The following is a 26906-nucleotide window of genomic DNA, read 5'->3' on the forward strand; positions in this document are numbered from 1 at the left end:
TTCCTTCCCAGACAGCCTGGATCAGCCGCGACCCGCGCCGGAGTACGGCAGCAGAGCCATCTCACGAGCATTCTTGATCGCCTGGGCGATCTTGCGCTGCTCCTGGACGGACACGCCGGTCACGCGGCGAGCACGGATCTTGCCTCGGTCGGAGATGAACTTCCGCAGCAGAGCGGTGTCCTTGTAGTCGATGACCTTGATGTCAGCAGCCTTCAGCGGGTTCGCCTTGGGCTTGGGCTTCTTGAGTTCAGCCTTTGCCATCGTGGTGCTCCTTCTCTAGATCGGAGCCCGCAGTTGCTTCCTGCGGGATGGTGAACAGAATGTTGTGCGGAGCCTTCCTCAGAAGGGAGGCTCGTTGGTGTCAGGGGTGTCCCAACCGCCGCCGGAGGGCTGTCCGCCCCACGGGTCGGAGGGGCCGCCGGATCCGGCAGAGTCGCCGCCCCAGCCGCCGGAGCTCTGCTGGCCGCCGCCACCGCCGAAGGAGTCTCCCCCTCCGCCGAAGCCGCCGCCAGCGGCAGCACCGCCGCCGAAGCCGCCTCCGCCGCCGTTGAAGCCGCCGCCTCCGCCGCCGCGGCCCTGACGCTGCACGCTCGCCGTGGCGAAGCGCAGTGAGGGGCCGATCTCGTCGACGTCGAGCTCCCAGGAGGTGCGACGCTCACCCTCCTTGGTCTCGAAGGTGCGGGCCTTCAGTCGACCCTGAGCGACCACGCGGGTGCCCTTGGTGAGCGACTCCGCCGCGTTCTCCGCCGCCTCACGCCAGAGCGAGCAGCGGACGAAGAGGGTCTCCCCGTCCTTCCACTCGTTCGCCTGACGGTCGAAGAACCGCGGCGTGGAGGCGATGCTGAAGTTGGCCACGGCCGCACCCGAGGGGGTGAAGCGCAGCTCCGGGTCAGCGGTCAGGTTCCCGACAACGGTGATGATGGTCTCGCCGGCCATATACAGCTCCTATGGGTTCATGCCTGACAGGTTCGGGCCTCGCGGCCCTCCACCAGAGGATCAGGCGATGCGCTGGTCCTCAGGACGGATGATCTTGGTGCGCATGATCGTCTCGTTCAGGCGCAGCAGTCGGTCGAGCTCGGCAGCCGAGTCCGGGGTGGAGTGGAAGTTCACGACGGCGTAGATCGCCTCGGTCTTCTTCTTGATCTCGTAGGCCAGGCGACGACGGCCCCAGATGTCGATCTCCTCGACGGAGCCGCCGTCCTTCTTGACGATCTCCATGTACTTGCCGAGTGTCGGCTCCACAGTGCGCTCATCCACCTCGGGGTCGACGAGCACCATCAGTTCGTAGTGACGCATGTGTGAACCCACCTCCTTCGGTCTTGCGGTCACGGGCTTTCCGTAACAGGAGGTTCATTGCGTGCGTGTCTGCGCAGGCCAGCTCGGACGGCCGGAGGCTTCCGGCGTCGACCCGCGGGCGGGCACACTGAACCAGCGTCAGACAACCTGCACTATGCTACCGGCTTTGCGTCTCCGACACTAACCGGCTCCTCTGACAGGAGGACGGGCGAGGATCACGCCGTCAGCTCCGCGGTGAAGAACGCCGCGACGGCGTCCCGCAGGTGGGCGACGTCGTCGACGCCGCACATCTCCCGGGCCGAGTGCATGGACAGCAGCGGGATCCCGACGTCGACGGTGCGGATCCCCAGCCGGGTGGCGGTGATCGGCCCGATGGTGGAACCGCAGGGGATGTCGTTGTTCGAGACGAACTCCTGGCTGGGGATCTCCGCGGCCCGGCACACCTGCGCCCACATGGCCGCCCCCGGGGCATCGGTGGTGTAGCGCTGGTTGGCATTGATCTTCAGCAGCGGGCCGGCATTGGGCAGCGGGCGGTTGGCCGGGTCGTGGCGCTCCGCATAGTTGGGGTGCACGGCATGTCCGGCGTCCGAGGACAGATGCCAGGAGGCGGCGAACGCCCGGGCCCGCTGCCCCGCGGTCGCCCCGAGTCCTTCGTAGAGCCGGTCCAGGACCTCCTCGAGGAACGGTCCCGCGGCGCCGGACCGGGAGGCGGACCCCAGCTCCTCATGATCGAAGGCGGCGAGCATGGGGATCACCGTGCCGCCGTCAGCGGAGGCCGCGACCTGCTCCAGCGCGACGAGCCCCGCGTGGACGGAGGAGAGGTTGTCCAGTCGGCCGGAGGCGAGGAAATCCCCGGCACCGTCGCGCCCGGCACCGAATCGGGCCGGAGCCTGGGCGTCGGCGACGACGACGTCATAGCCGTCCACCTGCTCCGGATCGACCCCGGCCGCCTCGGCCACCACAGCGAGCACATCCGCCTCCGCGGCGGCCTCCGGCGCCCCGGCCAGCCCCAGGATGGGTGCGGTGTGGGCCTGCTTGCCCAGTGTGAGCCCGTCGTTGACCTGACGGTCCAGGTGGATGGCCAGCTGCGGGATGCGCGCCACCGGTCCGGTGGCGGCCAGGTGGGTGGCGCCGTCGCGAGTGACCAGCCGGCCCGCCAGCCGCAGCTCCCGGTCCAGCCAGGAGTTCAGCAGCGGGCCGCCGTAGACCTCCATACCGGCCTGCACCCAGCCGTGGCTGACCACGGTGGACTTCGGCTTCAGCTTGAATCCCGGGGAGTCGGTGTGGGCGCCGAGGATGCGCAGCGGGGTGGTCGCCGTCGCGCCCTGCGGGACGATCCAGGCCAACATGGCGCCGTCGCGGACCACCACGTAGCGTCCTGGCGCGGCCGGCCAGTCCTGATGCTCGCCCAATGGGGTGAAACCCGCTTCCGCAAGACGTCGGGCGGCCACCGCGGCGGCGTGATAGGACGACGGCGCGGAGCCCACATAGGAGGCCAGGTCCTCGATGAGTGCGTCCGCGGTGAGCACAGTGTACTGGGAAGTGTCAGAGGTCTCAGGCATGGTGTCATCCTACTGTCGGGTCAACTGGCTCGCCCCGGGTGGCGCTCAGCCGATCCGGGATGATCCCCCCGTACAGTCGTCACGTGAGAATCGACACCGCCGTCGAGAAAGCCGAGGAGCGACGATGAACCTGGTGCACGTGACGATCCTGATCCTGTACCTGGTGGGCCTGGTCGCCACCGGTCTCTGGTTCAGCCGGACCAAGAAGGTCGCCACCGGAGATGACTTCATCTTCGCCGGACGCCAGCTGCCGACGATCGTCATGGTGGGCACCTTGGTGGCCACCTGGGTGGGCTCCGGGACCATCATCGGCGGGGCCAGCTTCGTCTACAGCTACGGGCCCCTGGCCTCCCTGATCTTCTTCGCCGGGACCCCGCTGGGCATCCTGGTCCTCTATGTCCTGGCCCGCAGGATCCGCGTCTCCGGCTCCTACACGGTCCCGCAGATCCTGGAGATGCGGTTCGGCATCTCCGTGCGGATGCTGGCCGCCGCCATCACGATCCTCGCCTATGTGGGGATCGTCGCCTACCAGTTCACCGGCGGCGGCAACATCATCTCCCTGGTGACCGGACTGACCCCCGGCCAGGGGGCGATCATCGCCACTCTGATCATCACGTTCCTCGCCCTGGGCGGCGGCCTGAAATCGGTGGCATGGTCTGACTTCTTCTCCGCGGGGATCATCGTCACCGGGCTGCTGATCGCCGTGCCGATCGTGCTGGGCCGCACCGACGGATTCACCGGATGGTGGGAGGACCTGCCGACGGAGGCCACCACCCTCTCCGGAGGCCTCGGCGCCCTGGCCCTGCTCGGCTACTTCCTGCCGACCTTCCTGCTGATCATCGCTGACCAGAACATGTACCAGCGGCTGGGCGCCTCGCGAGACCCGGCCTCGGCTCGGCGCGCCATGGCCGGCATGTTCTTCGCCTCATTCCTGATCTACTTCCCGGTCATCGTGCTGGCCACAGCGGCCATCACCCTGATGCCCGAGGCGGAACCGGGAGACGCGGTCCTCGGGCTCGCCTCGGCCGGTCTGGTGCCGACCGTGCTCGGCGGCCTGATCCTGGCCAGCGCCCTGGCCTTCATCATCACCACCGGCTCGAGCTTCCTGCTCTCGGTGGGCAGCAACATCGTCTATGACGGCTTCGCCCGCTTCACCCGCGGTGGGCTCTCCGATCGGGGACGACTCATCATCCACAGGATCACCATCCTGGTGATCGCCGCCCTGGCCTATGTGCTCGGCACCTTCTTCCCCACGGTCCTGGAGCTGCAGATGTACTCCTACACCGTCTACGGAGTCGCGCTGGTGCCGCCGCTGATGGCCGCGTTCTTCTGGCGGCGGGCCACCACCCCCGGGGTGCTGACCTCGATGGCCCTCGGAGTCATCGTCACCATCGTCTGGGAGCAGGCTGTGGACAGCGAGCTCAACGCCGTCATCATCTCGCTGCCGGTGGCGGTCGTCGCCCTGCTGGCGGTGAGCCTGCTGACCACTCCGCGCGCGGAGGCCCTGCCGGACGAGCTCGCCGAGGACATGACCGACCCGCAGACCGACCCGCAGGTGGACCCGACGAAGGAGAGCTGACCATGCCCGAGGTGCCCGGAGCCCCCGCCGGAACAGAACCCCTGGTCATCCGTGAGGCGACCGTGGCCGACGTCGCCGATGGGACCCGCACGGAGTCCCAGACCCTGGTGATCGCCGACGGGCTCATCCAGGAGATCGGCTCCTCCCCCGCGGTGCCCTCCGGTGCTCGCGAGGTCTCTGCCGGCGGCCGTGTGGTGATCCCGGGGCTGATCGATGCCCACGTGCACGTGCTCGCCGGCTCTGCGGATCTGTTCCGCCAGGCGGAGGAGTCCCCCTTCTATCTGGCGGCCCAGGGCTCACAGATCATGCGAGCCATGCTCACACGCGGCTTCACCACGGTGCGCGACGTCGGCGGCGCCGATCACGGGGTCAGCCGCGCGGTGGCCGAGGGACTCTGGGAGGCACCCCGGGTGGTCTTCGGCGGCCGGGCGCTCTCACCCACCGGGGGCCACGGAGACGGGCGTGCGCCGTCGCGGTTCTCCACCGATGACACCTGCTGTGACATCGGCCTGGTCTGCGACGGCGAACCCGAGGTCCGCCGCGCGGCCCGCCACCAGCTGCGCACCGGCGCCCACCATGTGAAGGTCATGCTCTCCGGAGGGGTCGCCTCCCCCACGGACCGCGTGGACTCCCTGCAGTTCAGCGACGCCGAAATCAGTGCCGTGGTGGACGAGGCGCAGGCGGCGAACCGCTATGTGGCCGGCCACGCCTACACGGCCCGCGCAGTGAATCGCGGGCTGCGGCTGGGAGTGCGCAGCATCGAGCACGGCAACCTGATCGACGACGAGTCCGTGACGCTGTTCCGGGAGCATGACGCCTTCCTGGTGCCGACCCTGGTGACCTATGACCGGCTGAAGGCGGAGGGAGCGGCCGCCGGTCTGCCCCCGGCGAGCCAGGAAAAGGTGGACGTGGTCCTCGAGGCCGGACTCCGGGCCCTGGACCGCGCCTGGCAGGGCGGGGTGGACATCGTGTTCGGCACCGACCTGCTGGGTGCCATGCATCCGCACCAGAGCCTGGAGTTCCGCATCCGCTCCGAGATCATGCCCGCCCACGAGGTCCTGCGCTCCGCCACCATCACCGCCGCCCGGCTGCTGGGCATGGAGGGACAGCTCGGCGTCGTCGCACCGGGTGCGGCGGCGGACCTGCTGGTGGTGGACGGAGATCCCCTGGAAGACCCGGGAGTCCTGGCCGACCCGGCCCGGCACCTGCGGGCGGTGGTCCAGGCAGGGCGGATAGTGGACTCGTCACTGAGCTGAATCGCCTGAGCCGAGACGGGCCGCGCCGTGATCTGCCCGGCGCGAACCCACTCACCCCGCGAGCCCGGCCTGGTGGACGTAGACCACCGCCTGGACCCGGTCGCGCAGCTGCAGCTTGGTCAGAATGCGGCGCACATGGGTCTTCACCGTGGCCTCGGAGAGGAAGAACCGTCCGGCGATCTCTGCATTGGAGAGCCCCTCGGCGACGGCGAAGAGGACTTCGGTCTCCCGCTGGGTGAGCGGCTCACGCACCACACCGTCGTCCAACGCCGCGGCGATCTGCTCCCCCGACGGGAGCGCTCCCGACGCCGAACCTCCTGACGCCGAACCTCCCGACGCCCAGTCCTGCTCTGCCGGGCCTGCCCCGGTCGGGGGCATCCGGTCCGTGCGGGCGGGCCTCCCCGGTGCGGCCGACCGCGCCTGGCCCGCCGATGTGGCTCCGGCCCTTCGGTCTCCGGGCCGCTCATCCCGCCCCTGGGGCGGGCGCACGTAGGTCTCCAGCAGCCGCTGGGTGATGCGCGGCGCGACGACGGCGTCGCCCTCGGCCACCACCCGCACCGCGCCCACCAGGTCCTCCGGGGCGACGTCCTTGAGCAGAAAGGCGCTCGCGCCCGCCTGCAGCCCGGAGAAGGCGTATTCGTCCAGGTCGAAGGTCGTCAGGATGATGACCCGGGCGCAGGGGTGCTCCGTGACGATCCGTCCAGTGGCCTCGATGCCGTCCATCCGCGGCATGCGCACGTCCATCAGCACCACTTGGGGCAGCTGGTCCTGCGGCAGAGTGTCCATCAGCTCCAACGCCTCGACCCCGTCGGCGGCCTCCGCGACGACCTGCAGATCGTCCTCTCCCTCCAGGATCAGCCGGAACCCCATGCGCAGCAGATGCTGGTCGTCCACCAGCATCACCCGGATGGGCCCGAGGCGCTCCGCCCCCTGGGGCTCCGAATGCTCGAGCGCGTCAGTGCTGGGTCTCTCGTCCTCCATGCTCTCCCTCATCATGCGTCCCTCGTCTCCTCCGGTCCCGCCGACGTCCTGGTCTCCGGCGGCTCCAGGACCGCCCGCACCACCCAGCCACGATGCCGTCCCGGTCCAGCGTAGACCGAGCCATGGTAGAAGGCCGCCCGTTCGTTCATGCCGCGGATGCCCTGCCCGGAGCCCATGGACTCCATGGGGCTTCCCGGCTCCCGGGGGAGGCCGTCGTCGGTGACCGTCACGACCACCTGCCCGGCGCGCGTGATGCCGAGGGCGGCCTGGTCATCCTCCTCCAGACCCTCGGCCCGCAGGGCCTGAGCCTCCTCCTCGGAGCTGCCCGGCCGATGCTCGATCCGCACCTCAACGGCGGTGACCTGCCGTCCGTAGCGCAGCACGTTGGTCAGCGACTCCTGGATGATCCGATGCACGGTCAGCCCGAAGGCGGCGTCATCGGGCAGCGCCGGGCCCTGGGTGACCACCGTCAGCGGCATCCCCGCCTGCCGGAAGCCCTCGTAGAGCTCCTCCAGCGACTCGCGGGCCGGCCGCAGCGCCTGCTCCACCCCATCACCCTGCTTCAGGACGCCGATGACCCGCCGCATGTCCGCCAGTGCGGTCCGCCCGGTGCCGGAGACCTCCTCCAGCACCTCGGCGGCCCGCTCGGGGTCCCGACGGACCACCACCCGGGCGCCGTCGGCCAGGGAGATCATCACCGACAGCGAGTGGGCGACGACGTCATGCATCTCCCGGGCGATCCGGTTCCGCTCGGCCATCTGAGCCAGCTCATGGGTGCGGCTGGCCCACTCCAGGACCTCCTGCTCATGGCTGCGGCCCCGACGCACTGCGGCGCCGATGCCGCCGGCGATGCCCACCGAGAGCACCATGATGATCACCAGCGGCACCAAGGACTCCTGCGGGGAGGAGTACATGTCGAAGAACTCGGCCCAGTAGATGAACTCGTGGCGTTGAAGCCACGTGTCCACCCGCAGCAGCGGCACATAGGCCAGCACAGTGGCGGGCAGCCCGACCCCGAGCCCCCACACCAGCCCGCGGTGCAGCCCGATGCAGTACACCACGAAGCACAGTCCCAGCATCTGCGAACCCTGCCAGGGATAGATGAAGACGCCGGCGGCCTCCGCGCACAGCACCGCAGCCGTGGTGCCCAACGGCCACCGGTGCCGGAAGAGCAGGGCCGCGGCGATGAGGACCTGGACACCGGCCAGCCACCAGGCGGCGGAGCCCATGTCGATGAAGGCACTGGGCAGGGTCCAGGCGCAGAACAGCAGATAGATGGCCGCGACGATGCCGTTCATCGTCCGCGGATGGCGCCGCAGCCAGCCGCGCAGACCTCGACGCCGGACGATCCCCAGATCGTGCCAGCCCGGCGGCTGCTGGCTGCCCGCCCGCTGGTCGGAGGTCTCCGCCGCCGTCGTCGTGCTCATGGGACGAGCCTACTGCCCGGCGCTCACGCGTCCCGCCGACGGAACAGCACCCCGCCGACGACAGTGGCGGCGGCAGTCCAGACGAGCATCCCCACCCCGGCGGCGAAGGAGCTGATCCCGTCCACCGATGCCGGACCCGGGACCGTGAAGCTGCTCATCAGATGCGCGAACTGCCACCGGTGCAGGGTCATCACCAGCTGGGAGCCTTCTGTCACGGACGCCACGATCTCCAGGGCCATGGGCATCACGAACAGCAGGATCGCCAGGGTGACGATCCCGCCGGCGGTGCTGCGCAGGATCGCCCCGAGTCCGAAGCCGACGAGCCCGGCGAGGACCACTCCCGCCCCATGGGTGACCAGCCGATGCCAGGTCTCTGCTGCGGTGAAGTCCGGGACCAGGCCCTGCCCGGCGGCGAAGGGCAGCGCGATCGCGAGGATCCCGGCAATCATCACCACGGCCAGGGCGCCCAGCACGATGGCGACTGCGAGCCCCTTGGCCGCATAGAGCAGGGTTCGGCGCGGCACCGCAGAGAGTGAGGAGCGCAGGGAGCCGGTGGCGTGCTCAGAGGTGATCGCGATGACCCCGATGCAGCCGAGCAGGATGACCGCGAAGTGCAGCCCGGCCAGCGGGGTCTCCAGGACCATGTCACGCATGGCCGATTCGGGCAGCCCGGCGGCGGGGTCCTCCTGCTGCCAGCGGATCATGCTGTTCAGACTGATCGCGGAGATCCAGGCGAAGAGCAGCACCAGCACCAGCGTGCTGGCACCGAGCCACCAGGTGGTCCGCAGCCAGATCAGCTTCTGCAGCTCACCGCGCAGCACCCGCAGGAAGCTCAGGCCGGGGAGCGTGGGGTCGACCTCGTATCCGCGGGGCGCACCGTGCGGGGCAGTGGCGGTGCAGGTGTTCAGCCGGGGGCGCTGGGCGTCCTGGAAGTCCTGGGCGGCGGAGGGTGCGGGCGTCTCGGGTGTCATCTCAGCGTCCTCCTCGAGGTGCGGTCACGGCCGGCAGAGGCTCCGCGGTCGGGGGTGCCGGAGGTGAGGGGGCCAGCCCGCCGCTGCGATGCTCGACGGTCTCATGGGTGAGCCGCAGGTAGGAGTCCTCCAGGGAGCTGCGCAGCGGGGTGAGCTCATGCAGCACCGCTCCGATGTCGCGGGCTCGGCGGCCGATGGCGCGGGTGTCGAGTCCGGTGACCTCGAAGGTCTCGGCGTCCCGTCCGGTGACGGTCACCTCGGCCGCAGAGAGGGCCTTCATCAGCTCGGCGGCGTCTTCGGTGCGCACCAGCACGCGGGTCTCGCCGATGGAGTCGATGAAGTCTGCCAGGGGCATGTCAGCCAGGATCTTCCCGCGGCCGAGCACGATCAGGTGGTCGGCGGTCTGCGACATCTCCGACATCAGGTGGGAGGAGAGCAGCACGGTGCGTCCTTCGGCGGCCAGCTGGCGAGTCAGCTGCCGCACCCAGCGCACGCCCTCGGGGTCGAGGCCGTTGACCGGTTCGTCGAAGATCAGGGTGGCGGGGTCGCCCAGCAGTCCGGCGGCGATGCCGAGCCGCTGATTCATCCCCAGGGAGTACCCCTTGATGCGGCGTCCGGCCACGGAGGACAGCCCGGCCATCTCGATGACCTCGTCGACCCGGTGTCGGCCGATGCCATGGGTGCCGGCCAGGATCCGCAGGTGCTGGCGTCCGGTGCGGCCGGGGTGGGTGGCACCGGCGTCGAGCACGGCTCCGACCTGTCGCAGCGGGGCGGCATGCCGGCCGACGGGGAGGCCGTTGACGGTGATGCTGCCCGAGGTGGGGCGGTCCAGCCCCATGGCCAGGCGCATGGTGGTGGTCTTGCCCGCACCGTTGGGGCCCAGGAATCCGGTGACCCGGCCGGGCTCGGCGGTGAAGCTGATGCCGTCCACAGCCCGGTGGGGTCCGGACCGTCCTGTCCGGTACACCTTGGTCAGCGCCTCGGCGGTGATCATCGGGACCCTCCCTGGTGATGGTGATGGTGTCTCTCACGCTACGGGCCGGTGGGGTGGCAGGCTTCAGCCTGTGGGGTGATCTTCTGCGTCCCCGGTCCGCGACGACGGCGGGCGGGTCATCCTTCCGGCGGAGCCCCCTGCGTACCCGGGGATTCCCGCCTCACCGCCAGCGGGGAGCCCGGCCGTAGGTGATCGCCCGCAGCGGGGCCTCGATCGGCCCGATGCGGAAGGCCGCCATCCAGAGCCGGGAGAGCAGCAGCTGCAGCAGCCACAGCCCGATCACGATCCCACCGATCTGCCGCGCGGTGAGCTCGCCGGCCAGGCCGAGGCCCAGTGCGGAGAACACCAGGGCGAGCACCAGGGACTGGCCGAGGTAGTTGGTCAGCGACATGCGTCCGGCCGGGGCCAGGGCGGCGGTGAGCCACCCGAAGGCCGGGCTGCGGAAGACCAGCAGGGCGAGGATCACGTAGCCCAGGGACTGGATCGGTCCGCCGGCCAGGGTGAGGGCCTGGGCCAACAGCATCGCCCCCATGCCGGGTTCTTCGGCGGGGACGGAGCCGGGGGCGCCCCAGTCGATCCAGGCGGCGATCCCGGAGATCAGCAGTCCCACCACCAGTGCCGGCACCATGATCGCCACCAGGCGGCCGGTGGGCACACCCCGGTCGATGATGCGCTCCAGCAGCTGCGAGCGCCCCACCACCAGTCCGATGAGGAATGCGGCGAGGGCCATCAGTCCCTGCCCGACGATGATCATGGGCGCCATGGTGGCGTAGGCCTCCAGCTGGAAGCCCAGATACGAGCCGACGGTCCCGGTGTAGGCCGCGACGGCGGCGTCGGCGTCACCGGGCAGCGTCATGGCCTCGTCGAAGCCGGGGGTCCCTTCGGCGAGCAGCACCAGCGCCGCGATGCCGAACAGGAATAGGGCGACCGCCCCGTAGAGCGCGCCAGCGAGGATCAGCGCGGTGCGGGTGCGGATGCGCCGCATGCCCAGCAGTGCGAAGCCCAGCAACGCGTAGGCCAGCAGGATGTCGCCCACGAAGAGGAGGATGCCGTGCAGGATGCCCAGCACAGCCAGGGCGATGAAGCGCCGCACCGAGCGGCCCACTTCGGAGACCCCAGCCCGGTGGGCGGAGGCCCACTGCATCACGAAGGACAGCCCGAAGAGGAAGGAGAAGACCACGTAGGACTTCGCTTCGAAGAGCAGGGTAGCGGTGAAGGCCGCCAGCTGGTCCCCGGGGCCCTGGATCTCCCGGTGGAACTCACCGGTGGTCAGCTGCCCGGGCTCCGCGAAGAACCAGATGTTGACCGCCAGGATGCCCAGCAGCGCCACCGCCCGCAGCGCGTCGACCGCGACGAGCCGGGGCGGCCGGGCGACCTGGGTGGTGGTCGGCCGGGGCAGGCTGGAGCCGCCGTCATCGACGGACTGCTCCGCACCCACTGTGCCCTCCTGCTGGTGTCCGCTCATGGCACTCAGCCTAGGAAGCCTGCCCTCCGGATTCATCCCTCCGAAGGATGATCCGACCGCTGACCCCTCAGCGCTCCACCTCTCCGCGGATGAAGGCCTCCACGCGATCCCGGGCGACGCTGTCATGGAACTGCTCGGGTGGGGACTTCATGAAGTAGCTGGACGCCGAGATCAGGGGTCCGCCGATGCCGCGGTCCAGGCCGATCTTGGCCGCCCGCACCGCATCGATGATGACTCCGGCGGAGTTCGGAGAATCCCAGACTTCCAGCTTGTACTCCAGCGCCACCGGGGCGTCACCGAAATTGCGGCCCTCCAGACGTACATAGGCCCACTTGCGGTCGTCGAGCCACTGGACGTAGTCCGAGGGACCGATGTGCACATCCTCGGTCTGCAGGTCTGCGCTGGTGTTGGAAGTGACCGCCTGGGTCTTGGAAGTCTTCTTCGACTCCAGCCGGTCCCGCTCCAGCATGTTCTTGAAGTCCATGTTGCCACCCACGTTGAGCTGGTAGGTGCGGTCCAGGATGACCCCGCGAGACTCGAAGAGCGCGGCCAGCTCACGGTGAGTGATCGTCGCCCCGATCTGGGACTTGATGTCGTCCCCGACGATCGGCACTCCGGCCTCGGTGAACTTCTGCGCCCACTCCTCGGTGCCGGCGATGAACACCGGCAGCGCGTTGACGAAGGCGGCACCGGCGTCGATCGCGGCCTGCGCGTAGTGTCGGGCCGCCTCCTCCGAGCCCACCGGCAGGTAGCAGACGACGACGTCGACCTCAGCGGCCTTCAGCGCCGCGACGACGTCCACCGGCTCCGCGGAGGACTCAGTGATGGTCTCCCGGTAGTAGCGGCCGAGCCCGTCGAGGGTGGGTCCACGTTGGACGATCACATCGGTCGGGGGGACGTCGGCGATGCTGATCGTGTTGTTCTCACTCGCATCGATCGCCTTGGAGAGGTCCAGACCCACTTTGGCCTCGTCCACGTCGAAGGCCGCCACGAACTGCACATCGGAGATGTGATAATCGCCGAACTGAACATGCATGAGACCGGGGACCTGCTGGTCGGCCGGAGCGTCCTTGTAGTACTCCACGCCTTGGATCAGCGAGGCGGCGCAGTTTCCGACGCCGACGACGGCGACGCGGATGGGGTTGGTGGCCACGTGTTCACTCCTTGGTTCTCAGGTCTCAGGGACGGGTGCGGATCACACAGCAGCTCCGTCGGTGTCGCCGTCGGCCGATCCCGTCAGTCGACGTTCACCAACCTGCCATTATTCCTCATCAACACTGCGCCACCGGCACGCTCACCGGGGCGGCGGCAGACTTAGAGTGGTGTCGATGACTCCAGCTCCCTCGGACCGGTCCGACACTGTCGTCCCGACTCGCTCGGATCCGCTGCTGCGCCTGTTCTCCGACCGACTGGGCGGCCCCCTCGGCGCGCGGTCGTCCCTGGCGCGGCGGTTCTGGACGACCCCGCGGGTGCTGCTGGCAATGACCGCTGTGGCTGCACTCGTGTCGGTGGTGTCCATGCAGCACTGCCGCGCCGAGGGCTGGATCGGGGTCTCGCTCTACCACCATGGCTGCTACTCGGACGTCACGGCGCTGTACGTGCAACGAGGGCTCGACGCCGACCCGTGGGCGCCGTTCGTGGACGGGGCGTGGTTCGAGTACCCGGTGCTGACGTCTCTGCTGGCCTCTCTGGCGGCTCTGGTGACCCGCGGAGTGGACGGTGTCGTCGATTCGACCGTACCCGGGCTGGCCTATTGGGAGGACCGACTGTCCCTGCTGTACTGGGACGTGACCTTCGCGGGCGCACTGCTGGCGTGGTTCCTGCTGGTGCTGGCCGTGATGCATGCCGCCGGGCACCGCCCCTGGGACGCCGCCATCGTGGCCGCTTCCCCGGCGATCGTCTTCGGAGCAGGCATCAATTGGGACCTCTGGGCCACGGCCGCCCTGGTGTTGGCACTGCTGGCGCACCAGCGCGGACAGCACCTGACCGCAGGAACGCTGATCGGCGTCGGGGTCTCCTTCAAGCTGTTCCCGCTGTTCCTGCTGGGGGCTGTGTTCGTGCTCACCGTGCGCCGCGACGACCTCCCCTGGAACGCGTTCGGGCGCACTCTGGGCGCCGCCGTCGTCGCCTGGGTGACGCTGAACCTCCCGGCCATGCTCATCAGCTGGGAGAACTGGTCCCAGTTCTGGGCGTTCTCTGCCGAGCGCGGCGCCGGATACTCCTCCATCTGGCATATCTGGCAGGTGCTGGCGGAAGGCCAGGGCGGCACTGGGCCGACGCCGGAGCTGGTCTCCGCGCTGAGCCTGACGCTGTTCGTATCCTGCTGCTTCGGAGTGCTGGTCCTGGGACTCAAAGCCCCGACGTCGCCCCGAGCGATCCAGCTGGTGCTGCTGATCGTGGCGTGCTTCGTGCTGGTGAACAAAGTCTACTCGCCGCAGTTCATGATCTGGCTGGTCCCGCTGATCGCTCTGGCCGCTCCCCGGTGGCGTGACGTGCTGCTCTGGCAGGCGGCCCAGGTGCTGCACTTCTGGGCGGTATGGATGTACCTGGCCGGTCACGTCGGGGAAGCCGCGCCGCAGCACACCATGGCCGATGCCGTCTACGTGCTCGCGGTGCTCGGGCATATGACGGCCACCGCATGGATCATGGCTGTGGTCGTGCGGGACATGTACCGGCCGGAGCGCGACGTGGTGAGGGACCCCCCGATGCTGGATCGACGGTGAGCACCACGGCCCTCAGCTCCGGATCCTGCGCACCAGGCCCCGGAGCCATCCGCGCCATGTCGCGAGGAGAACCTCTACGAGCGCAACGACCGTCGCGGCGATGAACACCGTCTGAGTCGGATGGCTCCCGCCGTGGTGTGATGGTTCCTGCCCCCCATGCAGCGCCCCTCCGTGGACAGCGTGACCGTCGACCTGGCTCGTGTCGAGCAGTGCTCCGGCTGCGGCGGGATCACCGAGCAGGATCAGGTGCACAAGCACCATGAACCCGTTCATCAGTCCGATCAGCCGCCAGGAGAGGATCCCCTCGCGCCGCCACAGGTGCACCGCACAGGGCACGCAGGCCAGCGCCATAGCCATCATCACAGCGGACCAGAGCAACCCTCCGTGACCGATCATCAGCAGGTGAAGCCCTGCTGACACGAGTGCCATGACGGCTGCTCCTCGCCGTACGAAGGTCGCACAGCGGGTCTCCCCGTCACCCGCCGACTGACGACGACGCCGCACCTGACACCCTGCCGTGCCCCGGACAGCCGTGGGCCACGGTCCGGCCTCCCTCTGCCTGGTCTCCATCAGCGCACCCTTCCCCGCCCTCGTGATGTATGCCATACTTTTTCTGAGCAATTGCTCAAGAATACGAAGGAGACGTCATGTCGCACAAGACCCCGACGAGCGAAGTCCCCCATCCGCTCGCTCCGCTCACCGTGGACGAGATCGATGCGCTGCGTGAGCTGCTCCGCACGAAGGGCCTGGTCACGGAGAGCACGCGGTTCTCCTACGTGGCCCTCCGCGAGCCCACCAAAGCAGACCTGTCTGCGTGGACCCCGGAGGATCCGCTGCCGCGGGAAGCGAGCCTGCTGCTCACCGATCTGGAGACCATGACGCTGCGGGACATCATCGTCGACATCACCGCGGGAACGATCGTCCACGAGCACCTCGTCGATCCCGCCGCTGAAGGCACCGCCCCGGTCTTCGACGGCGACTACGGAGCCGCGGCCCCGCTGCTGGAGAAGGACCCTCGATGGATCGCTGCCTTGGAGCGCCGCGGAATCACCGACCTCTCCCAGGTGGTGGTCATCAGCCTCTCCGCCGGGGTCTTCGACTACGAGGACGAGATCGGCCGCCGGATGGTCCGCGCCCTGGCCTTCCGCCAGGACCACCCCACCGACTCCATCTGGGCCCACCCGATCGACGGCGTCGTCGCCCATGTCGACCTCACCAGCCAGCAGGTGCTGCGAGTGATCGAGACCGAGGTGACCCACGTGCCGGAGGAGTCCGGCGACTACCTGGATCCTGCTGTACGCGGTGAGCACCGGACCTCGCTGAAGCCCATCTCCATCACCCAGCCCGAGGGAGTCAGCTTCACGCTGGAGGACGGCCTGCTGAGCTGGGAGAACTGGAAGGTCCGAGTCGGCTTCAACGGCCGGGAGGGCCTGACCCTGCACCAGCTCTCCTTCACCGACCGCGGAGAGGACCGTCCGGTGATGCACCGCGGCTCCATCGCCGAGATGGTCGTCAACTATGCCGACCCCTCCCCGGTGCACGCCTGGCAGAACTACTTCGACGTCGGCGAATACCAGTTCGGTCGGCTCGCCAACTCCCTGGAGCTGGGCTGCGACTGTCTGGGCGAGATCACCTACGCCGATGCCGTGGTCGTCGATGACTTCGGCCACCCCAAGGTCCTGAAGAACGCCATCTGCATCCATGAGGAGGACTACGGGATCCTCTGGAAGCACACCGACGACTACTCGAACTCCAGCGAGGTGCGACGCCAGCGCCGCCTGGTGATCTCCTTCTTCGTCACTGTGGGCAACTACGACTACGGCTTCTACTGGCACCTCTACCTGGACGGCAAGATCGAACTGGAGTGCAAGGCGACCGGCATCGTGTTCACCGCCAGCCTCCCCGACGGCGGCACCGACCAGGTCACCGAACTTGCCCCGGGGCTGGGGGCTCCGATCCACCAGCACATGTTCTGCGCCCGCCTGGACATGGACGTCGACGGCACCGCCAACGCAGTGGACGAGCTGGACGTGGCCCGCGTCCCCCAGGGGCCGGGCAACGAATGGGGGAACGTGTTCTCGCGATCCACCACCCGACTCACCACGGAGCAGCAGGCCGTGCGCGACGCGGACGGCTCGCTGGGACGCATCTGGCGGGTCTCCAGCACCGAGCGCACCAATCGCCTGGGCCAGCCGACGGCCTATGAGCTGCACCCCACCGACGCTCCTCCCCTGCTCGCCGCCGAAGGCTCGTCCGTCCAGCGCCGGGCCGCCTTCGCCTCCCATCACCTCTGGGTCACCCAGAACGCTCAGGACGAGCTCCACCCGGCCGGACGGCTCGTCAACCTCAACCCTGGGGATGACGGCCTGCCCCGATACATCGCCGGGGACCGGCCCGTGGAGGGAGAGGACATCGTGCTCTGGCACAGCTTCGGCCTGACCCACTACCCGCGCCCCGAGGACTGGCCCATCATGCCTGTCGACTATGCGGGCTTCACGCTTCTGCCCAGCGGGTTCTTCGACCGCAACCCCACCCTGGACGTGCCGCCTCCAGCGTCGAAGCACTGGTCAGCACCGGCCGACGCAGCATCTGACGACGCCTCCGACTGCAGCTGCGACTGAATCACCCGACGCTTGCCTCCGCCCGTACAGCACTGAGGCCCCGCGGCGATGCCTGCGGGGCCTCAGTGCTGGTCGCGCCCTCGCCCACAGCCTCATCACCGGGCGATCGGCACCGTAATCACATGGTCAGGGGATCAGCTCCTGCCCATGAGGCGTCACCCAGGATGAGAGTGTCCCGCGCAGCAGGCGCCACTGCCTCTCCCGCTCCGCCAGGGGAGCCCCGAGGGCGGACTCGATCTGGAGACCATCGGTGAGCACCAGGAGCGTCTCCGCGAGCGTCTCCACCGGGGCCTCCGGCACGATCTCACCGAGCTCCCTGGCCTCCTCCAGGCGCAGGCGAAACTGACGCCCCCACTCGTAGACCACCGCGATCTGGTGCCGGGCCATCGCACGATTGGTGACCACCCGGCCCCAGAAACTCACGACGACGAGCGCCTCCGACGTCGCCACCGGGTCCAGCGGCGCGATCTCCCGGAGCATCGCCACCAGAGCCGCCAGCCCACTCCGCCCGGCCACACGGTCTGCGATACGTTCGTTGGTGCGGGCGAAGGTCAGCTGGAAGGACTCCGAGAGCACTTCGTCGAAGGAGTCGAACCAGTACCAGAGCGATCCGGTCGAGGTCCCCAACTCCTGGACGAGCGCCCGTGTCGAGGCTGCTTCGATGCCGTCGCGCGCGACGATCCTCACGTACGTCTCGGCGATCTCCCGTCGACGCTGCCGTCGATCGACCTTCTTGGGCATGCGCTCCATCCTGGCATGGCGGGGCACCTCGGGCGGAACTGTCAGCCGAACTGGATCCAGGTGGTCTTCAGCTCCGTGTAGTTCTCGATCGCATGGGCAGAGAGGTCCTTGCCGAAGCCTGACTGACGGAACCCTCCGAAGGGCGTCGTCGGGCCGAGGGCATCGACGGTGTTCACGGAGACGGTCCCCGCCACCAGGCTGCGTGAGACCCGGTGGACCCGGCCGACGTCGCTGGTCCACAGCGAGGCGGCCAGCCCGTAGTCGGTCGCATTGGCCATCGCCACGGCCTCCTCCTCCGTGTCGAAGGGCGTCACGGTGACCAGCGGCCCGAAGACCTCCTCGCGGTGCAGACGATGCTCCACCGGCAGGTCGGTGACGATCGTCGGCTCGATGTAGCAGTCCGAGCCTCGGATCTCGAGACGCTGCCCTCCGCTGCGCAGCACCCCCGCCTCCCGAGCCTCGTCCACCGCGGCCATGATGTCATCGGCGTGGCCGGCGTCCACCACGGCTCCACAGCCCTGATGCTGCGGATCCAGCGGATCCCCCGGACGGAAGGCGTCAGCAGCCTCGACGAGCAGCTCGACGAACTCCTCGTGGACGGTCCGTTCCACCAGGATCCGTGAATTGGCGGAGCAGACCTGTCCGTTGTTGTAGAAGGCGCCGAAGGCAGCCATCTGTGCCGCCTTCTTCAGGTCCGGAGTGTCGGCGAAGATCAGATTCGCGCTCTTGCCCCCGGCCTCCAGAGCGAGGCGCTTCAGGTTCGACTCCCCGGAGGCGATCTGCAGCCGCTTGGCCACCGCCGTGGACCCCGTGAAGGTCAGCATGTCGACCTCCATGTGGCGAGCCAACGCATCGCCGGTGACTCCGCCCGGCCCCGGAACCACGCTGAGCACGCCGTCGGGCAGTCCAGCCTCGGCGGCCAGGTCGGCCAGTCGAAGCGCAGTCAGCGGAGACTGCGTCGCCGGCTTCAGCACCACCGAGTTTCCCGTGATCAGAGCGGGAGCGAGCTTCCACGTGGTGATCTCCAGCGGGTAGTTCCACGGCACGACGGCGGCGATCACGCCCAGCGGCTCCCGCTGCACCAGGGCGATGGAGTCCCCGGGCGTGGAAGGGATCTCGTCGAGGAGTTTGTCCGCCAGCTCGGCGTACCAGCGGAAGATCTCGGCGGTTCCCGCGACGTCGACAGCCGTGGACTGGGCCAGCGGTTTGCCCATGTCTACGGTCTCGAGACGGGCCAGCTCCTCAGCGTTCTCCTCGATCAGCTCCGCCAGACGCAGCAGGACGGTCTTCCTGGCCCCGGCGTCCGCCCGACTCCACAGTCCGGCGTCATAGCTCTGCCGTGCCAGCGCGACCGCCCGGTCGACGTCGCTGCGCGTGCAGGAGGCCACCTCAGCCAGTGTCCCTCCGTCCACGGGGCTGACGTCCACGGTGGTGCCGCCGTCGGAGCTGGGGGTCCGACCCCCGATGTAGGCGCGTCCGTCGATGTTCTGTGGCAGAGCCATGACTGTTCTCTCCTTCGTCTTTGAGTCACCGGATGAGGCACGGCCTCGCGTCGTCTCTCGAAGAACGTCCGGAATCGGGTGGGGCGTCACTCCCCACGACTCGCGGCGGCCTCGATCCGACTCCTGTCCGCGACGCTACGCAGATGCGATCGGCACATCAATCGCTGGGATATGGAGAGGATCATCGAAAAATCAGATTCAGCACTCCATGATCGTCACGTCCGTGATCTCACGGCGCGTCAGCGGCGTCCCGCCACAGCGAATCTCGAGATGCATCATCAGAACTGATATCGCTCTGCAGGAGCGACTATTTGATGTTCTCGTCCCCGGGTTGGAAGCTGGCGTCGACGGGATCGGCCGTGAGCCCACCGCTCATCATGCGCAGCGTGAGACATCGGGAGCCACGAGAGTCCGAACCCACCGGCTGACGGAAGTGGAGGCGGAAGAGTGACACAGGAGACCGACGTGCTGGTCGTGGGCGCAGGCCAGGCCGGCATTGCGATGAGCGAACACCTGACCGCGCAGGGCATCGACCACCTGGTGCTGGAGCGCCATCGGATCGCAGAGCGTTGGCGCACGGAACGGTGGGACAGCCTGGTCGCCAACGGCCCCGCCTGGCACGACCGTTTCCCCGGCCTGAAGTTCTCCGAGGTCGGCGCCGACGAGTTCGCCACCAAGGATCAGGTCGCCGACTACATGGCCTCCTACGCCCGGACCTTCGAGGCACCCATCCGCTGCGGTGTCGAGGTGACCTCGGTGCAACGCCGTGACGGTGCTCCGGGGTTCGTCGCCGAGACCTCCGAGGGCACTGTGCTGGCCCGCCACGTGGTGGCCGCCACCGGACCCTTCCAGAAGCCGGTGATTCCGAGCCTCGTCCCGGAGAGCTCAGGCGTCCATCAGCTCCACTCCAGCGGCTACCGGAATCCGCAGCAACTGCCGGCGGGGAACGTGCTGGTCGTCGGAGCGGGCTCGTCGGGCGTGCAGATCGCCGAGGAGCTGCAGCAGTCCGGCCGCCAGGTGCACCTGGCCATCGGCCCTCACGACCGCCCGCCGCGCCGTTACCGCGGGCGTGACTTCGTGTGGTGGCTGGGGGTCCTCAACAAATGGGAGGCCACGGCTCCCTCCCCGGAGACCAGCCATGTGACCATCGCCGTCTCCGGCGCCCACGGAGGACGCACCGTGGACTTCCGCGACCTGGCCGCCACCGGCATCCACCTGGTGGGTCGGGCTGAGGCGTACCACGACGGCACCGTCAGGTTCGCCGACGACCTGGAGCGCAACGTCGCGGCAGGCGACGCCAACTACCTGGCCCTGCTCCAGGAGGCTGATTCCTACGTCGAGCGCAATGGCCTGGACCTCCCGGAGGAGCCGGAAGCGCACCGACTCGGGCCGTTTCCGGACTGCGTGACCAGTCCACTGCGCGAACTGGACCTCACCACGTCCGGAATCACCACGATCATCTGGGCCACTGGGTTCACCGTGGACTACAGCTGGTTGCAGGTCGACGCCTTCGATGAGCACGGCCGTCCACAGCACCAACGAGGCGTGTCCTCCGAGCCCGGCGTGCACTTCCTCGGGCTGCCCTGGCAGTCCCGCCGGGGCTCGAGCTTCATCTGGGGCGTCTGGCACGACGCTCGTCACCTGGCCGAGCACATCGGGATCCAGCGCGCCTACCTGGCGTACACGCCGCAGCAGAAGGCGGATCGCTCCGCCGCCACGGCGCCGACCGTCACCTGACCACACGTTCCCCGGACCCCCCCCTGAGACATCCCCTGAGAGAAGGACAGCTGCCATGAGACACACCCGGATCCGACCTTTCAACACCGCTGAGACCTACCCGGAGCAGAATCTCGACAACGACCTCTGCCAAGCCGTCGTGGCCGGAGGCGTCGTCTACCTGCGCGGACAGATCGGCCAGGATCTGGACACCCGCGAATCGGTCGGCATCGGCGACGTGGAGGCCCAGGCGGAGAAGGCGATGGCGAACATCGCGATGCTCATGGACGAGGCCGGCGGTGACCTTCAGGACATCGTCAAAGTCACCGTCTACCTGACGGACATCCGGTACCGGGAACCCGTCTACCGGGTCATGGGGCGCTGGCTCCGAGGCGTGCACCCGGTCTCCACGGGGCTGGTGGTGGCTGCACTCGCCCGGCCGGAGTGGCTCGTCGAGATCGACGCCACCGCCGTGCTCTCCGGGGGTGAGGATCAGTGACCTTCAGCATCGCCGGACGCGACGAGGCCGGTCGCCTCGGCATCGCCGTCTCCTCCTCCTCTCCAGCCGTCGCCGCCCGCTGCATCCACCTGGCCGACGGGATCGGTGCCGTGAGCTCACAGAACATCACGGACCCGCGGCTGGGCCCCGCGCTGCTCTCTCTCCTGGCTGGCGGTCGCAGCGCTGATGAGGCGCTCCAGGAGATCGTCGACCAGGAGCCCACGCGGGATCACCGCCAGCTGGTGGTCCTCGATGCGGTCGGCCGCTCCGCGGTCTTCAGCGGCTCCGGGACCTTGGGCGTGCATGCCTCCGCGCAGGGCGCTGACTGCGTCGCCGCGGGCAACATGCTCTCCTCACCGGCCGTCACCGATGCCGTCTGCGACGCCTTCACCACCACCTCCGGTGAGCTCGAGGTTCGCCTCCTGGCAGGACTGCGGGCCGGCCTCGACGCCGGCGGAGAGGCTGGCCCGGTGCGTTCAGCGGGCCTCTCGGTGGTCTCCGGCCACGGGTGGAGGGACACCGATCTGCGCGTCGACTGGCATGAGACCCCCATCGCAGAGCTGGGCCGACTCCTGGAGGTCTGGCTCCCCCAACGCGAGGACTACGTGATCCGCGCGCTCGACCCCGACGCGTCCGTCGGCTACGGCGTGCCGGGGGATGAGCGCTGAGATGAACCCGGACACCCCCCGTGAGCACGGTGCCGCTGAGGCCCGGACCCGTGTGCTGGATTCTGTCGCCGAGCACCGAGGCTCCCTGATCGATTTCGCAGACCGGCTGCACGCCCACCCGGAGACCGCCTGGGAGGAACATCGCGCCGCCGCATGGACCGCTGAGCTGCTCGCTGCCCACGGATTCGACGTGACCAGGGAGTACCTCGGTCTGGCCACGGCCGTCCATGCGCAACGGGGCTCCGGATCCCGACGCATCGGACTGATGGTCGAATATGATGCCCTTCCCGGCCTCGGACATGCCTGCGGACACAACCTGATCGCCGCCATCTCCGTGGGCGCCGCTCTGGCGCTGGCCGAGTTCGCCGCCGAACAGGATCTCACCATCGAGGTCTACGGCACCCCCGCCGAGGAGGGGGGCGGCGGAAAGATCGAGATGCTCGAACGTGGTGCTTTCGCCGGCCTGGATCTGGCCCTGATGGCTCATCCGGGACCAGTGGACTCCGCCGAAGCCAAGCCCTACGCCGTCTCCCACTCTCACGTGGAGTACCGCGGTCGCGCAGCCCATGCAGCCGCCTATCCGGAGCAGGGAGTCAACGCCAACGACGCGTTCCTCATCGCGCAGATGGCCCTGGGGCTGCTGCGTCAGCAGCTTCCGGCCGGGACCCGGGTCCACGGCATCCAGACTCGCGGCGGCGAGGCGCCCAACGCGATCCCAGAGCGCACCGAAGGGCGCTGGTACGTCCGTGCCGAGACGCTGGAGAGCCTCAAGGGGCTGCAGGAGCGGGTTGAGCGTTGCTTCGAGGCAGGAGCCCATGCCACGGGAAGCGACCTGACGATCACCCCCGAATCGAAGCCCTATTCCGAGTTCCGCACCGATGAGCGGGCGCTGGCGCTCTATAGGACCCATGCCGAGTCGCTGGGACGTCGATTCGACGCCCCGGCTGAGCACGCGACCATGAACCGGGCCTCCACAGACATGGGGAACATCTCCCAGGTCGTGCCGGCGATCCATCCCTACATCGGTCTGGGCACCTATCCGGTGTCGAACCATCAGCCGGCGTTTGCGGCGCACTGCGTCGGAGCTGCCGCCGAGAAGGCGATCGTCGACGGTGCCGCGGCCCTGGCTCTCACCGCGCTGGACTATGCAGGTCCACCGACGAGGACGGAATGACGGCCATCTGGTGATCCCCGGTCAGCCGGGTGACGACGCCGACGGCATCCGTCTCATCTGAGCAGGTGAGGTGAAGCCCCTATCATGGAGTCGAGCATCGATCACCCAGCCATGCGGTCCCACGCATCTGGTGCGCAGTCCGACGAAGGGCCTCCGACCATGCCGAAGTCCACGCAGGACATCACCGTCTCGCAGATCCGCTACTTCCTTCGCACGGCGGAGCTCGGGTCCATGACGGAGGCCGCCGGTGAGCTCTACGTGGCACAGTCCGCGGTCTCCACCGCCATCGCCCAGCTGGAGGACACCTTGGGGTGTCAGCTGCTGATCCGACGTCGTTCCCGTGGTGTGGTGCTCACCGAACAGGGCAAGAACTTCTACCATGGCGTCCTCGAGGTCATGCTCACCTTGGATGATGCCGTCAACTCGGTGCACCCGGAGGTCATCACCGGACAACTCACAGCCGGAATCTTCACCACTCTCGCCCCGTTCTGGCTCCCAGCGGTTCATGATGCCCTCCGAGTGAGTCACCCGGAGCTCGCCATACGACTCAAAGAGGTCACCGCAGACCAGATCGAACCGATGTTGCAGCGGAGAGAGCTCGAGATCGCACTCACCTACAGCTTCGACTACGGCCGCGAGGTCACCTTCGATCCACTGTGCGATGCACCCATCTACGCGGCAGTCGCCACCACCAGCCCGTTCGCAGAGCGGGACTCGGTGACACTCCAGGAGTTGGTGGATGAGCCCCTGGTCCTGCTGGACCTGGGCAAGAGCTCCAACTATTTCCTCTCCCTGTTCCGCGCGGCCGATCTGCAGCCTCGGATCCACCAACGATTCGAGAGTTTCGAAGTGGTGCGTTCGATGGTCGCTCGCGGCCATGGATTCACGATTCTGAATCAGAGTCCGGCCCATGACCTGACCAATGACGGGCGACGACTCGTCACGGTTCCTCTGGACGGCGTCCCGTCCGGCCTGAAGATCGGCGTCGCGCATCGAGCTGACGAACAGCTCTCACGCAAGGCAGAGGCCTTCCTGACCACGTGCCGCACCGTGTTCGACAGCAGCGCCGACCAGGGCTGACCACCTCGGCGCAGACACAGGCCGTCCCGCCTGCCCGGCTCGACCCGGCCCGCAGGGGCCCGGCATCGATTCGCGACCTCCATCACATCACCTGATGAATCAGCTCATATTCTGATGTTTGAAGTGAGCGTGATCACGGAGAACACTGGCAGTGAGCCCGCAGGTCATCGATCGGGACTGCTCCACAGCATCACACTCGCAGCCCTCCCGCGACATGCCTGACCGCACCGGCGGACCGTTGCCCGGGCTCCATGAGCGACGCGGAAGCACCGCCGCGTCCCGACTGCCTCTTGGGAGGAACAGCATGTCAACCACCCCCACTCGGAAAATCGGCCTGTGGGCCGCCATCGCCACTGCGGTCGGCATCGTCGTCAGCTCGAGCGCCATGGTCTCCCTGGGCGAGGGCTTCGGCCTGGGCGGACGCGGGTTCATCATCGCCATGGTCGCCGCCTTCGCGCTGAACCTCTGCGTCGCGTTCTCCTTCGCCGAGCTCTCGGGAATGATCCCCCGAGCCGGCGGGCTGAACCGGTACACAGCCCCCGCGCTGGGCTCGACCGTGAGTATGATCGCTGTGATCAGCGGCTACGTGCTCGTCACTCTCTTCGCCGGCAGCGCCGAGGCCGGCATCGCCGGTCTGGTGGTCACCGACGTGTTCGGTCTCGGCGCAGACCCGCTGCTGATCTCGCTGCTCTTCGTGGCCGCGCTGGTGGTGGTCAACATCTTCAGCGTCAAGGTCTACGGAGGAGTCCAGATCGTCCTGGCCACCGCGCTGATCCTCTCCATCGCAGTCCTCGGCGTCATCGGCCTCACCGGCCTCGGCGCGGGGGAGCCGGTCACCACGGAACTGCCCATCAATCCCCTGGGCGTCGGAGTGCTGTCTCTGACGGCGTTGGCGTTCTGGCTGTTCATCGGCGTCGAGTTCATCACGCCGCTGGCCGAGGAGCTGCGACGACCTCGGCTCTACCTGCCTCTGGCGATGATCCTGGGCCTGGTGGTCATCTTCGCCGCTGACATCCTGTTCGGCTTCGGCGCGTTGAACTATCTGCTCCCTGAGCAGCTGGCAGGGAGTCCGAATCCCCATCTGCTGGCGGCTGAGGCCCTCGCGGGTCCCGTCGGGGTCCTCTGGATGGGCATCATGACCTTCCTGGCCACGGCCAGCACCCTCAACACGCTGATGATTGCGATCCCTCGTATGCTGGCCGCGCAGGCGGAGGAGGGCGAGATGCCCTCGATCCTGGCTCGCCGGAACCGCTTCGGCGCCCCCTGGGTCGCAGTCCTGGTGCTCGGAGTGATGTTCGTGCTCTTCCTGATCACAGGCTTCACCGACGGCGAGTCGATCATCACTTTCATCCTGGCAAGCGTGTTCTGCTGGGTGCTGGCCTACATCATCGCCCACCTGAACGTCATCGTCCTGCGGATCCGTCACCCGCATGCCGATCGCCCGTTCCGCTCACCGCTGGGCCTCACTTTCCAGGTGGTGGGCATCCTGGGGATGGTGTTCGTGATGGCGAACATCTCAGGCGATGCGGAGCAGGCAGCAGAGATCTACACCACCGTCCTGATCCTCCTGGGGATCACCGCGATCTACTCGGTCGTCTGGGTGAAGTTCGTGATGAAGAAGGGAATCTTCGAAGTGACCCCACTGGAGGAGATCCGCACGCCCACTGGCACCTCGCCTGGGTCATCCGGCTCGACGCAGGAGTCCAGCTCCGCCCCCTGACGAGCCGGACGTCGTCCACGCTCCGGCGGCCCCTGGTGACACCGATCGGGGGCGGTCCGCACCAGCGGACCGCCCCCGGTCTTCTGCGTCTTCAGCACCTCGAGGTGTTCAGTGGTTGCCCTCTTCGTCGTAGGTCCCGAACTCCATCTCGGCGTCCCATTCGTCGAGCTCCGCCTCTTCCCAGGTGCCGTATGTCGGGTTGGGGAAGACGAACCAGTCGTTGCCCCACCGGTCGGCGTGCTCCTCGATCAGCTCGTGCTGCTCCTCGAGGTCGGCTCCGGCGTAGCCGTCGTGGAAGTCGTGGAGCGTGTCACCGAGCTGCATGAGGAGCTCGTAGTCGGCCTCCACGAGTTCCCGGCGCTCCTGCTTGGGCGGGCCGAGCAGCAGGATCTGGTCCTCCTGGTCAGCCTGCGGGAAGTCCAGCTCCTGAAGCATGGCCGCTGTGTCGTCGAAGTTGTCCTCCGTACGGTCGGAGAGGTAGAAGATCGTCACGCCCAGCTCGTCGGCGCGCTCGAAGAACTCCAGGGCCCCGGGGATCACCCGTGCGGTGCCTTCACGCTCCCAGTGGTCCCAGGTCTCCCAATCGGAGTAGCCATGGCACTCGGCCATGTCCCGGGCGAGCAGCTCCGTGTTGTCCACGGCAGTCTCGTCCAGGTCGGAGATCAGGGCGAGATCCTCCCCGTCAGCCTCGTCGACGAGCTCTTCCAGGCGCTCGGCGGCGAGCCGGAAGGTCTGGGTCTGCAGCGTCTTGGCCTCAGCGCTCTGCTGCTGCCACCGCAGAGCCATCGCGAACTCCCGGACGTCGCAATCTTCCGCGGCCTCCTCGCCGTCGGCATCCTCCTCGGCGGCTGCCTGTCCGTTCTCCGCGGCACAGGCGGTGGCCAGCAGCATCGCCGACAGCCCGACTCCCATCAGAGCCTTCTTCATGGCC

24 protein-coding genes are annotated in these 26906 nt (G+C 68.3%); 10 read left to right on the forward strand and 14 right to left on the reverse strand.

The window, feature by feature from the left end; translation table 11 throughout:
• Nucleotides 1-21: 21 nt before the first annotated feature.
• The 4 genes from rpsR to ACYVKI_RS15095 all read right to left on the reverse strand — a co-directional run bounded on the left by rpsR (nt 22) and on the right by ACYVKI_RS15095 (nt 2858).
• Nucleotides 22-261: a 30S ribosomal protein S18 gene (gene rpsR, locus ACYVKI_RS15080; RefSeq protein ID WP_070159044.1), complete on the reverse strand. Its 240-nt coding sequence runs from the start codon at nt 259-261 to the stop codon at nt 22-24.
• A gap of 78 nt (nt 262-339) precedes the next feature.
• Nucleotides 340-936: a single-stranded DNA-binding protein gene (locus ACYVKI_RS15085; RefSeq protein WP_460691185.1), complete on the reverse strand. Its 597-nt coding sequence runs from the start codon at nt 934-936 to the stop codon at nt 340-342.
• 60 nt (nt 937-996) lie between these two features.
• Nucleotides 997-1296 carry a 30S ribosomal protein S6 gene (gene rpsF, locus ACYVKI_RS15090; RefSeq protein WP_460691186.1) on the reverse strand — a complete coding sequence of 100 codons (300 nt, stop codon included), beginning with the start codon at nt 1294-1296 and terminating at the stop codon, nt 997-999.
• 215 nt (nt 1297-1511) lie between these two features.
• Nucleotides 1512-2858 (reverse strand): M18 family aminopeptidase, encoded by a 1347-nt coding sequence (locus ACYVKI_RS15095; protein WP_460691187.1) that lies wholly within the window; start codon nt 2856-2858, stop codon nt 1512-1514.
• 124 nt (nt 2859-2982) lie between these two features.
• Here ACYVKI_RS15095 and ACYVKI_RS15100 point away from each other — a divergent pair, with 124 nt between their 5' ends.
• Together ACYVKI_RS15100 and ACYVKI_RS15105 are read left to right on the forward strand one after the other, a co-directional pair.
• Nucleotides 2983-4437, forward strand: coding sequence for a sodium:solute symporter family protein (locus ACYVKI_RS15100; protein WP_460691188.1), 1455 nt, complete (start codon nt 2983-2985; stop codon nt 4435-4437).
• A 2-nt stretch (nt 4438-4439) separates the two neighbouring features.
• Complete coding sequence (locus ACYVKI_RS15105; RefSeq protein WP_460691189.1) at nt 4440-5693, forward strand: metal-dependent hydrolase family protein; 1254 nt, start codon at nt 4440-4442, stop codon at nt 5691-5693.
• Nucleotides 5694-5744: 51 nt separating this feature from the next.
• Here ACYVKI_RS15105 and ACYVKI_RS15110 read toward each other — a convergent pair whose 3' ends face one another.
• From ACYVKI_RS15110 to ACYVKI_RS15135, 6 genes are all read right to left on the reverse strand, one after another.
• Nucleotides 5745-6689: a response regulator gene (locus ACYVKI_RS15110; RefSeq protein ID WP_460691190.1), complete on the reverse strand. Its 945-nt coding sequence runs from the start codon at nt 6687-6689 to the stop codon at nt 5745-5747.
• Entirely contained in the window at nt 6686-8101 is a 1416-nt protein-coding gene (locus ACYVKI_RS15115) for a sensor histidine kinase (RefSeq protein WP_460691191.1), read from the reverse strand. Before ACYVKI_RS15115 ends, ACYVKI_RS15110 begins: the two co-directional genes overlap by 4 nt.
• Nucleotides 8102-8124: 23 nt before the next feature.
• On the reverse strand, nt 8125-9072 hold the full coding sequence (locus ACYVKI_RS15120; protein WP_460691192.1) for an ABC transporter permease subunit: 948 nt from the start codon (nt 9070-9072) through the stop codon (nt 8125-8127).
• Between the two features lies 1 nt (nt 9073).
• Nucleotides 9074-10066 carry an ABC transporter ATP-binding protein gene (locus tag ACYVKI_RS15125; RefSeq protein ID WP_460691193.1) on the reverse strand — a complete coding sequence of 331 codons (993 nt, stop codon included), beginning with the start codon at nt 10064-10066 and terminating at the stop codon, nt 9074-9076.
• Nucleotides 10067-10226: 160 nt separating this feature from the next.
• Nucleotides 10227-11531, reverse strand: a complete 1305-nt coding sequence (locus tag ACYVKI_RS15130; protein ID WP_460691194.1) for a DUF418 domain-containing protein — start codon at nt 11529-11531, stop codon at nt 10227-10229.
• A gap of 67 nt (nt 11532-11598) precedes the next feature.
• Nucleotides 11599-12684: an inositol-3-phosphate synthase gene (locus tag ACYVKI_RS15135; protein WP_460691195.1), complete on the reverse strand. Its 1086-nt coding sequence runs from the start codon at nt 12682-12684 to the stop codon at nt 11599-11601.
• A 175-nt stretch (nt 12685-12859) separates the two neighbouring features.
• Between ACYVKI_RS15135 and ACYVKI_RS15140 the strand changes: the two genes are divergently transcribed.
• A complete protein-coding gene (locus ACYVKI_RS15140) occupies nt 12860-14254 on the forward strand; it encodes a glycosyltransferase family 87 protein (protein ID WP_460691196.1) in 1395 nt (464 codons plus the stop codon).
• 12 nt (nt 14255-14266) lie between these two features.
• On the opposite strand, the gene ACYVKI_RS15145 is transcribed toward ACYVKI_RS15140, so the two are convergent.
• Nucleotides 14267-14683 (reverse strand): hypothetical protein, encoded by a 417-nt coding sequence (locus ACYVKI_RS15145; RefSeq protein ID WP_460691197.1) that lies wholly within the window; start codon nt 14681-14683, stop codon nt 14267-14269.
• 218 nt (nt 14684-14901) lie between these two features.
• Here ACYVKI_RS15145 and ACYVKI_RS15150 point away from each other — a divergent pair, with 218 nt between their 5' ends.
• A complete protein-coding gene (locus ACYVKI_RS15150; protein WP_460691198.1) occupies nt 14902-16875 on the forward strand; it encodes a primary-amine oxidase in 1974 nt (657 codons plus the stop codon).
• A 126-nt stretch (nt 16876-17001) separates the two neighbouring features.
• Here ACYVKI_RS15150 and ACYVKI_RS15155 read toward each other — a convergent pair whose 3' ends face one another.
• A complete protein-coding gene (locus ACYVKI_RS15155) occupies nt 17002-17616 on the reverse strand; it encodes a TetR/AcrR family transcriptional regulator (RefSeq protein ID WP_460691199.1) in 615 nt (204 codons plus the stop codon).
• A gap of 41 nt (nt 17617-17657) precedes the next feature.
• The gene (locus ACYVKI_RS15160) at nt 17658-19118 is read right to left on the reverse strand and encodes an aldehyde dehydrogenase (protein ID WP_460691200.1); all 1461 of its coding nucleotides are present in this window, start codon (nt 19116-19118) and stop codon (nt 17658-17660) included.
• Between the two features lie 447 nt (nt 19119-19565).
• Between ACYVKI_RS15160 and ACYVKI_RS15165 the strand changes: the two genes are divergently transcribed.
• The 6 genes from ACYVKI_RS15165 (at nt 19566) to ACYVKI_RS15190 (ending at nt 25975) form a co-directional block, all read left to right on the forward strand.
• Nucleotides 19566-20855, forward strand: coding sequence for a flavin-containing monooxygenase (locus ACYVKI_RS15165; protein WP_460691201.1), 1290 nt, complete (start codon nt 19566-19568; stop codon nt 20853-20855).
• A 55-nt stretch (nt 20856-20910) separates the two neighbouring features.
• Nucleotides 20911-21333 carry a RidA family protein gene (locus tag ACYVKI_RS15170; protein WP_460691202.1) on the forward strand — a complete coding sequence of 141 codons (423 nt, stop codon included), beginning with the start codon at nt 20911-20913 and terminating at the stop codon, nt 21331-21333.
• Nucleotides 21330-22001: a DUF1028 domain-containing protein gene (locus ACYVKI_RS15175; RefSeq protein ID WP_460691203.1), complete on the forward strand. Its 672-nt coding sequence runs from the start codon at nt 21330-21332 to the stop codon at nt 21999-22001. The genes ACYVKI_RS15170 and ACYVKI_RS15175 overlap by 4 nt, the downstream gene beginning before the upstream one ends.
• Before the next feature lies 1 nt (nt 22002).
• The gene (locus ACYVKI_RS15180) at nt 22003-23175 is read left to right on the forward strand and encodes an amidohydrolase (protein ID WP_460691204.1); all 1173 of its coding nucleotides are present in this window, start codon (nt 22003-22005) and stop codon (nt 23173-23175) included.
• A gap of 159 nt (nt 23176-23334) precedes the next feature.
• Nucleotides 23335-24255, forward strand: a complete 921-nt coding sequence (locus ACYVKI_RS15185; protein WP_460691205.1) for a LysR family transcriptional regulator — start codon at nt 23335-23337, stop codon at nt 24253-24255.
• 304 nt (nt 24256-24559) lie between these two features.
• Nucleotides 24560-25975, forward strand: a complete 1416-nt coding sequence (locus ACYVKI_RS15190; RefSeq protein WP_460691206.1) for an APC family permease — start codon at nt 24560-24562, stop codon at nt 25973-25975.
• Nucleotides 25976-26083: 108 nt separating this feature from the next.
• On the opposite strand, the gene ACYVKI_RS15195 is transcribed toward ACYVKI_RS15190, so the two are convergent.
• Nucleotides 26084-26902: a 5'-nucleotidase, lipoprotein e(P4) family gene (locus ACYVKI_RS15195; protein ID WP_460691207.1), complete on the reverse strand. Its 819-nt coding sequence runs from the start codon at nt 26900-26902 to the stop codon at nt 26084-26086.
• Nucleotides 26903-26906 lie beyond the last annotated feature (4 nt).

It is taken from the genome of Nesterenkonia suensis (genome assembly GCF_054782935.1).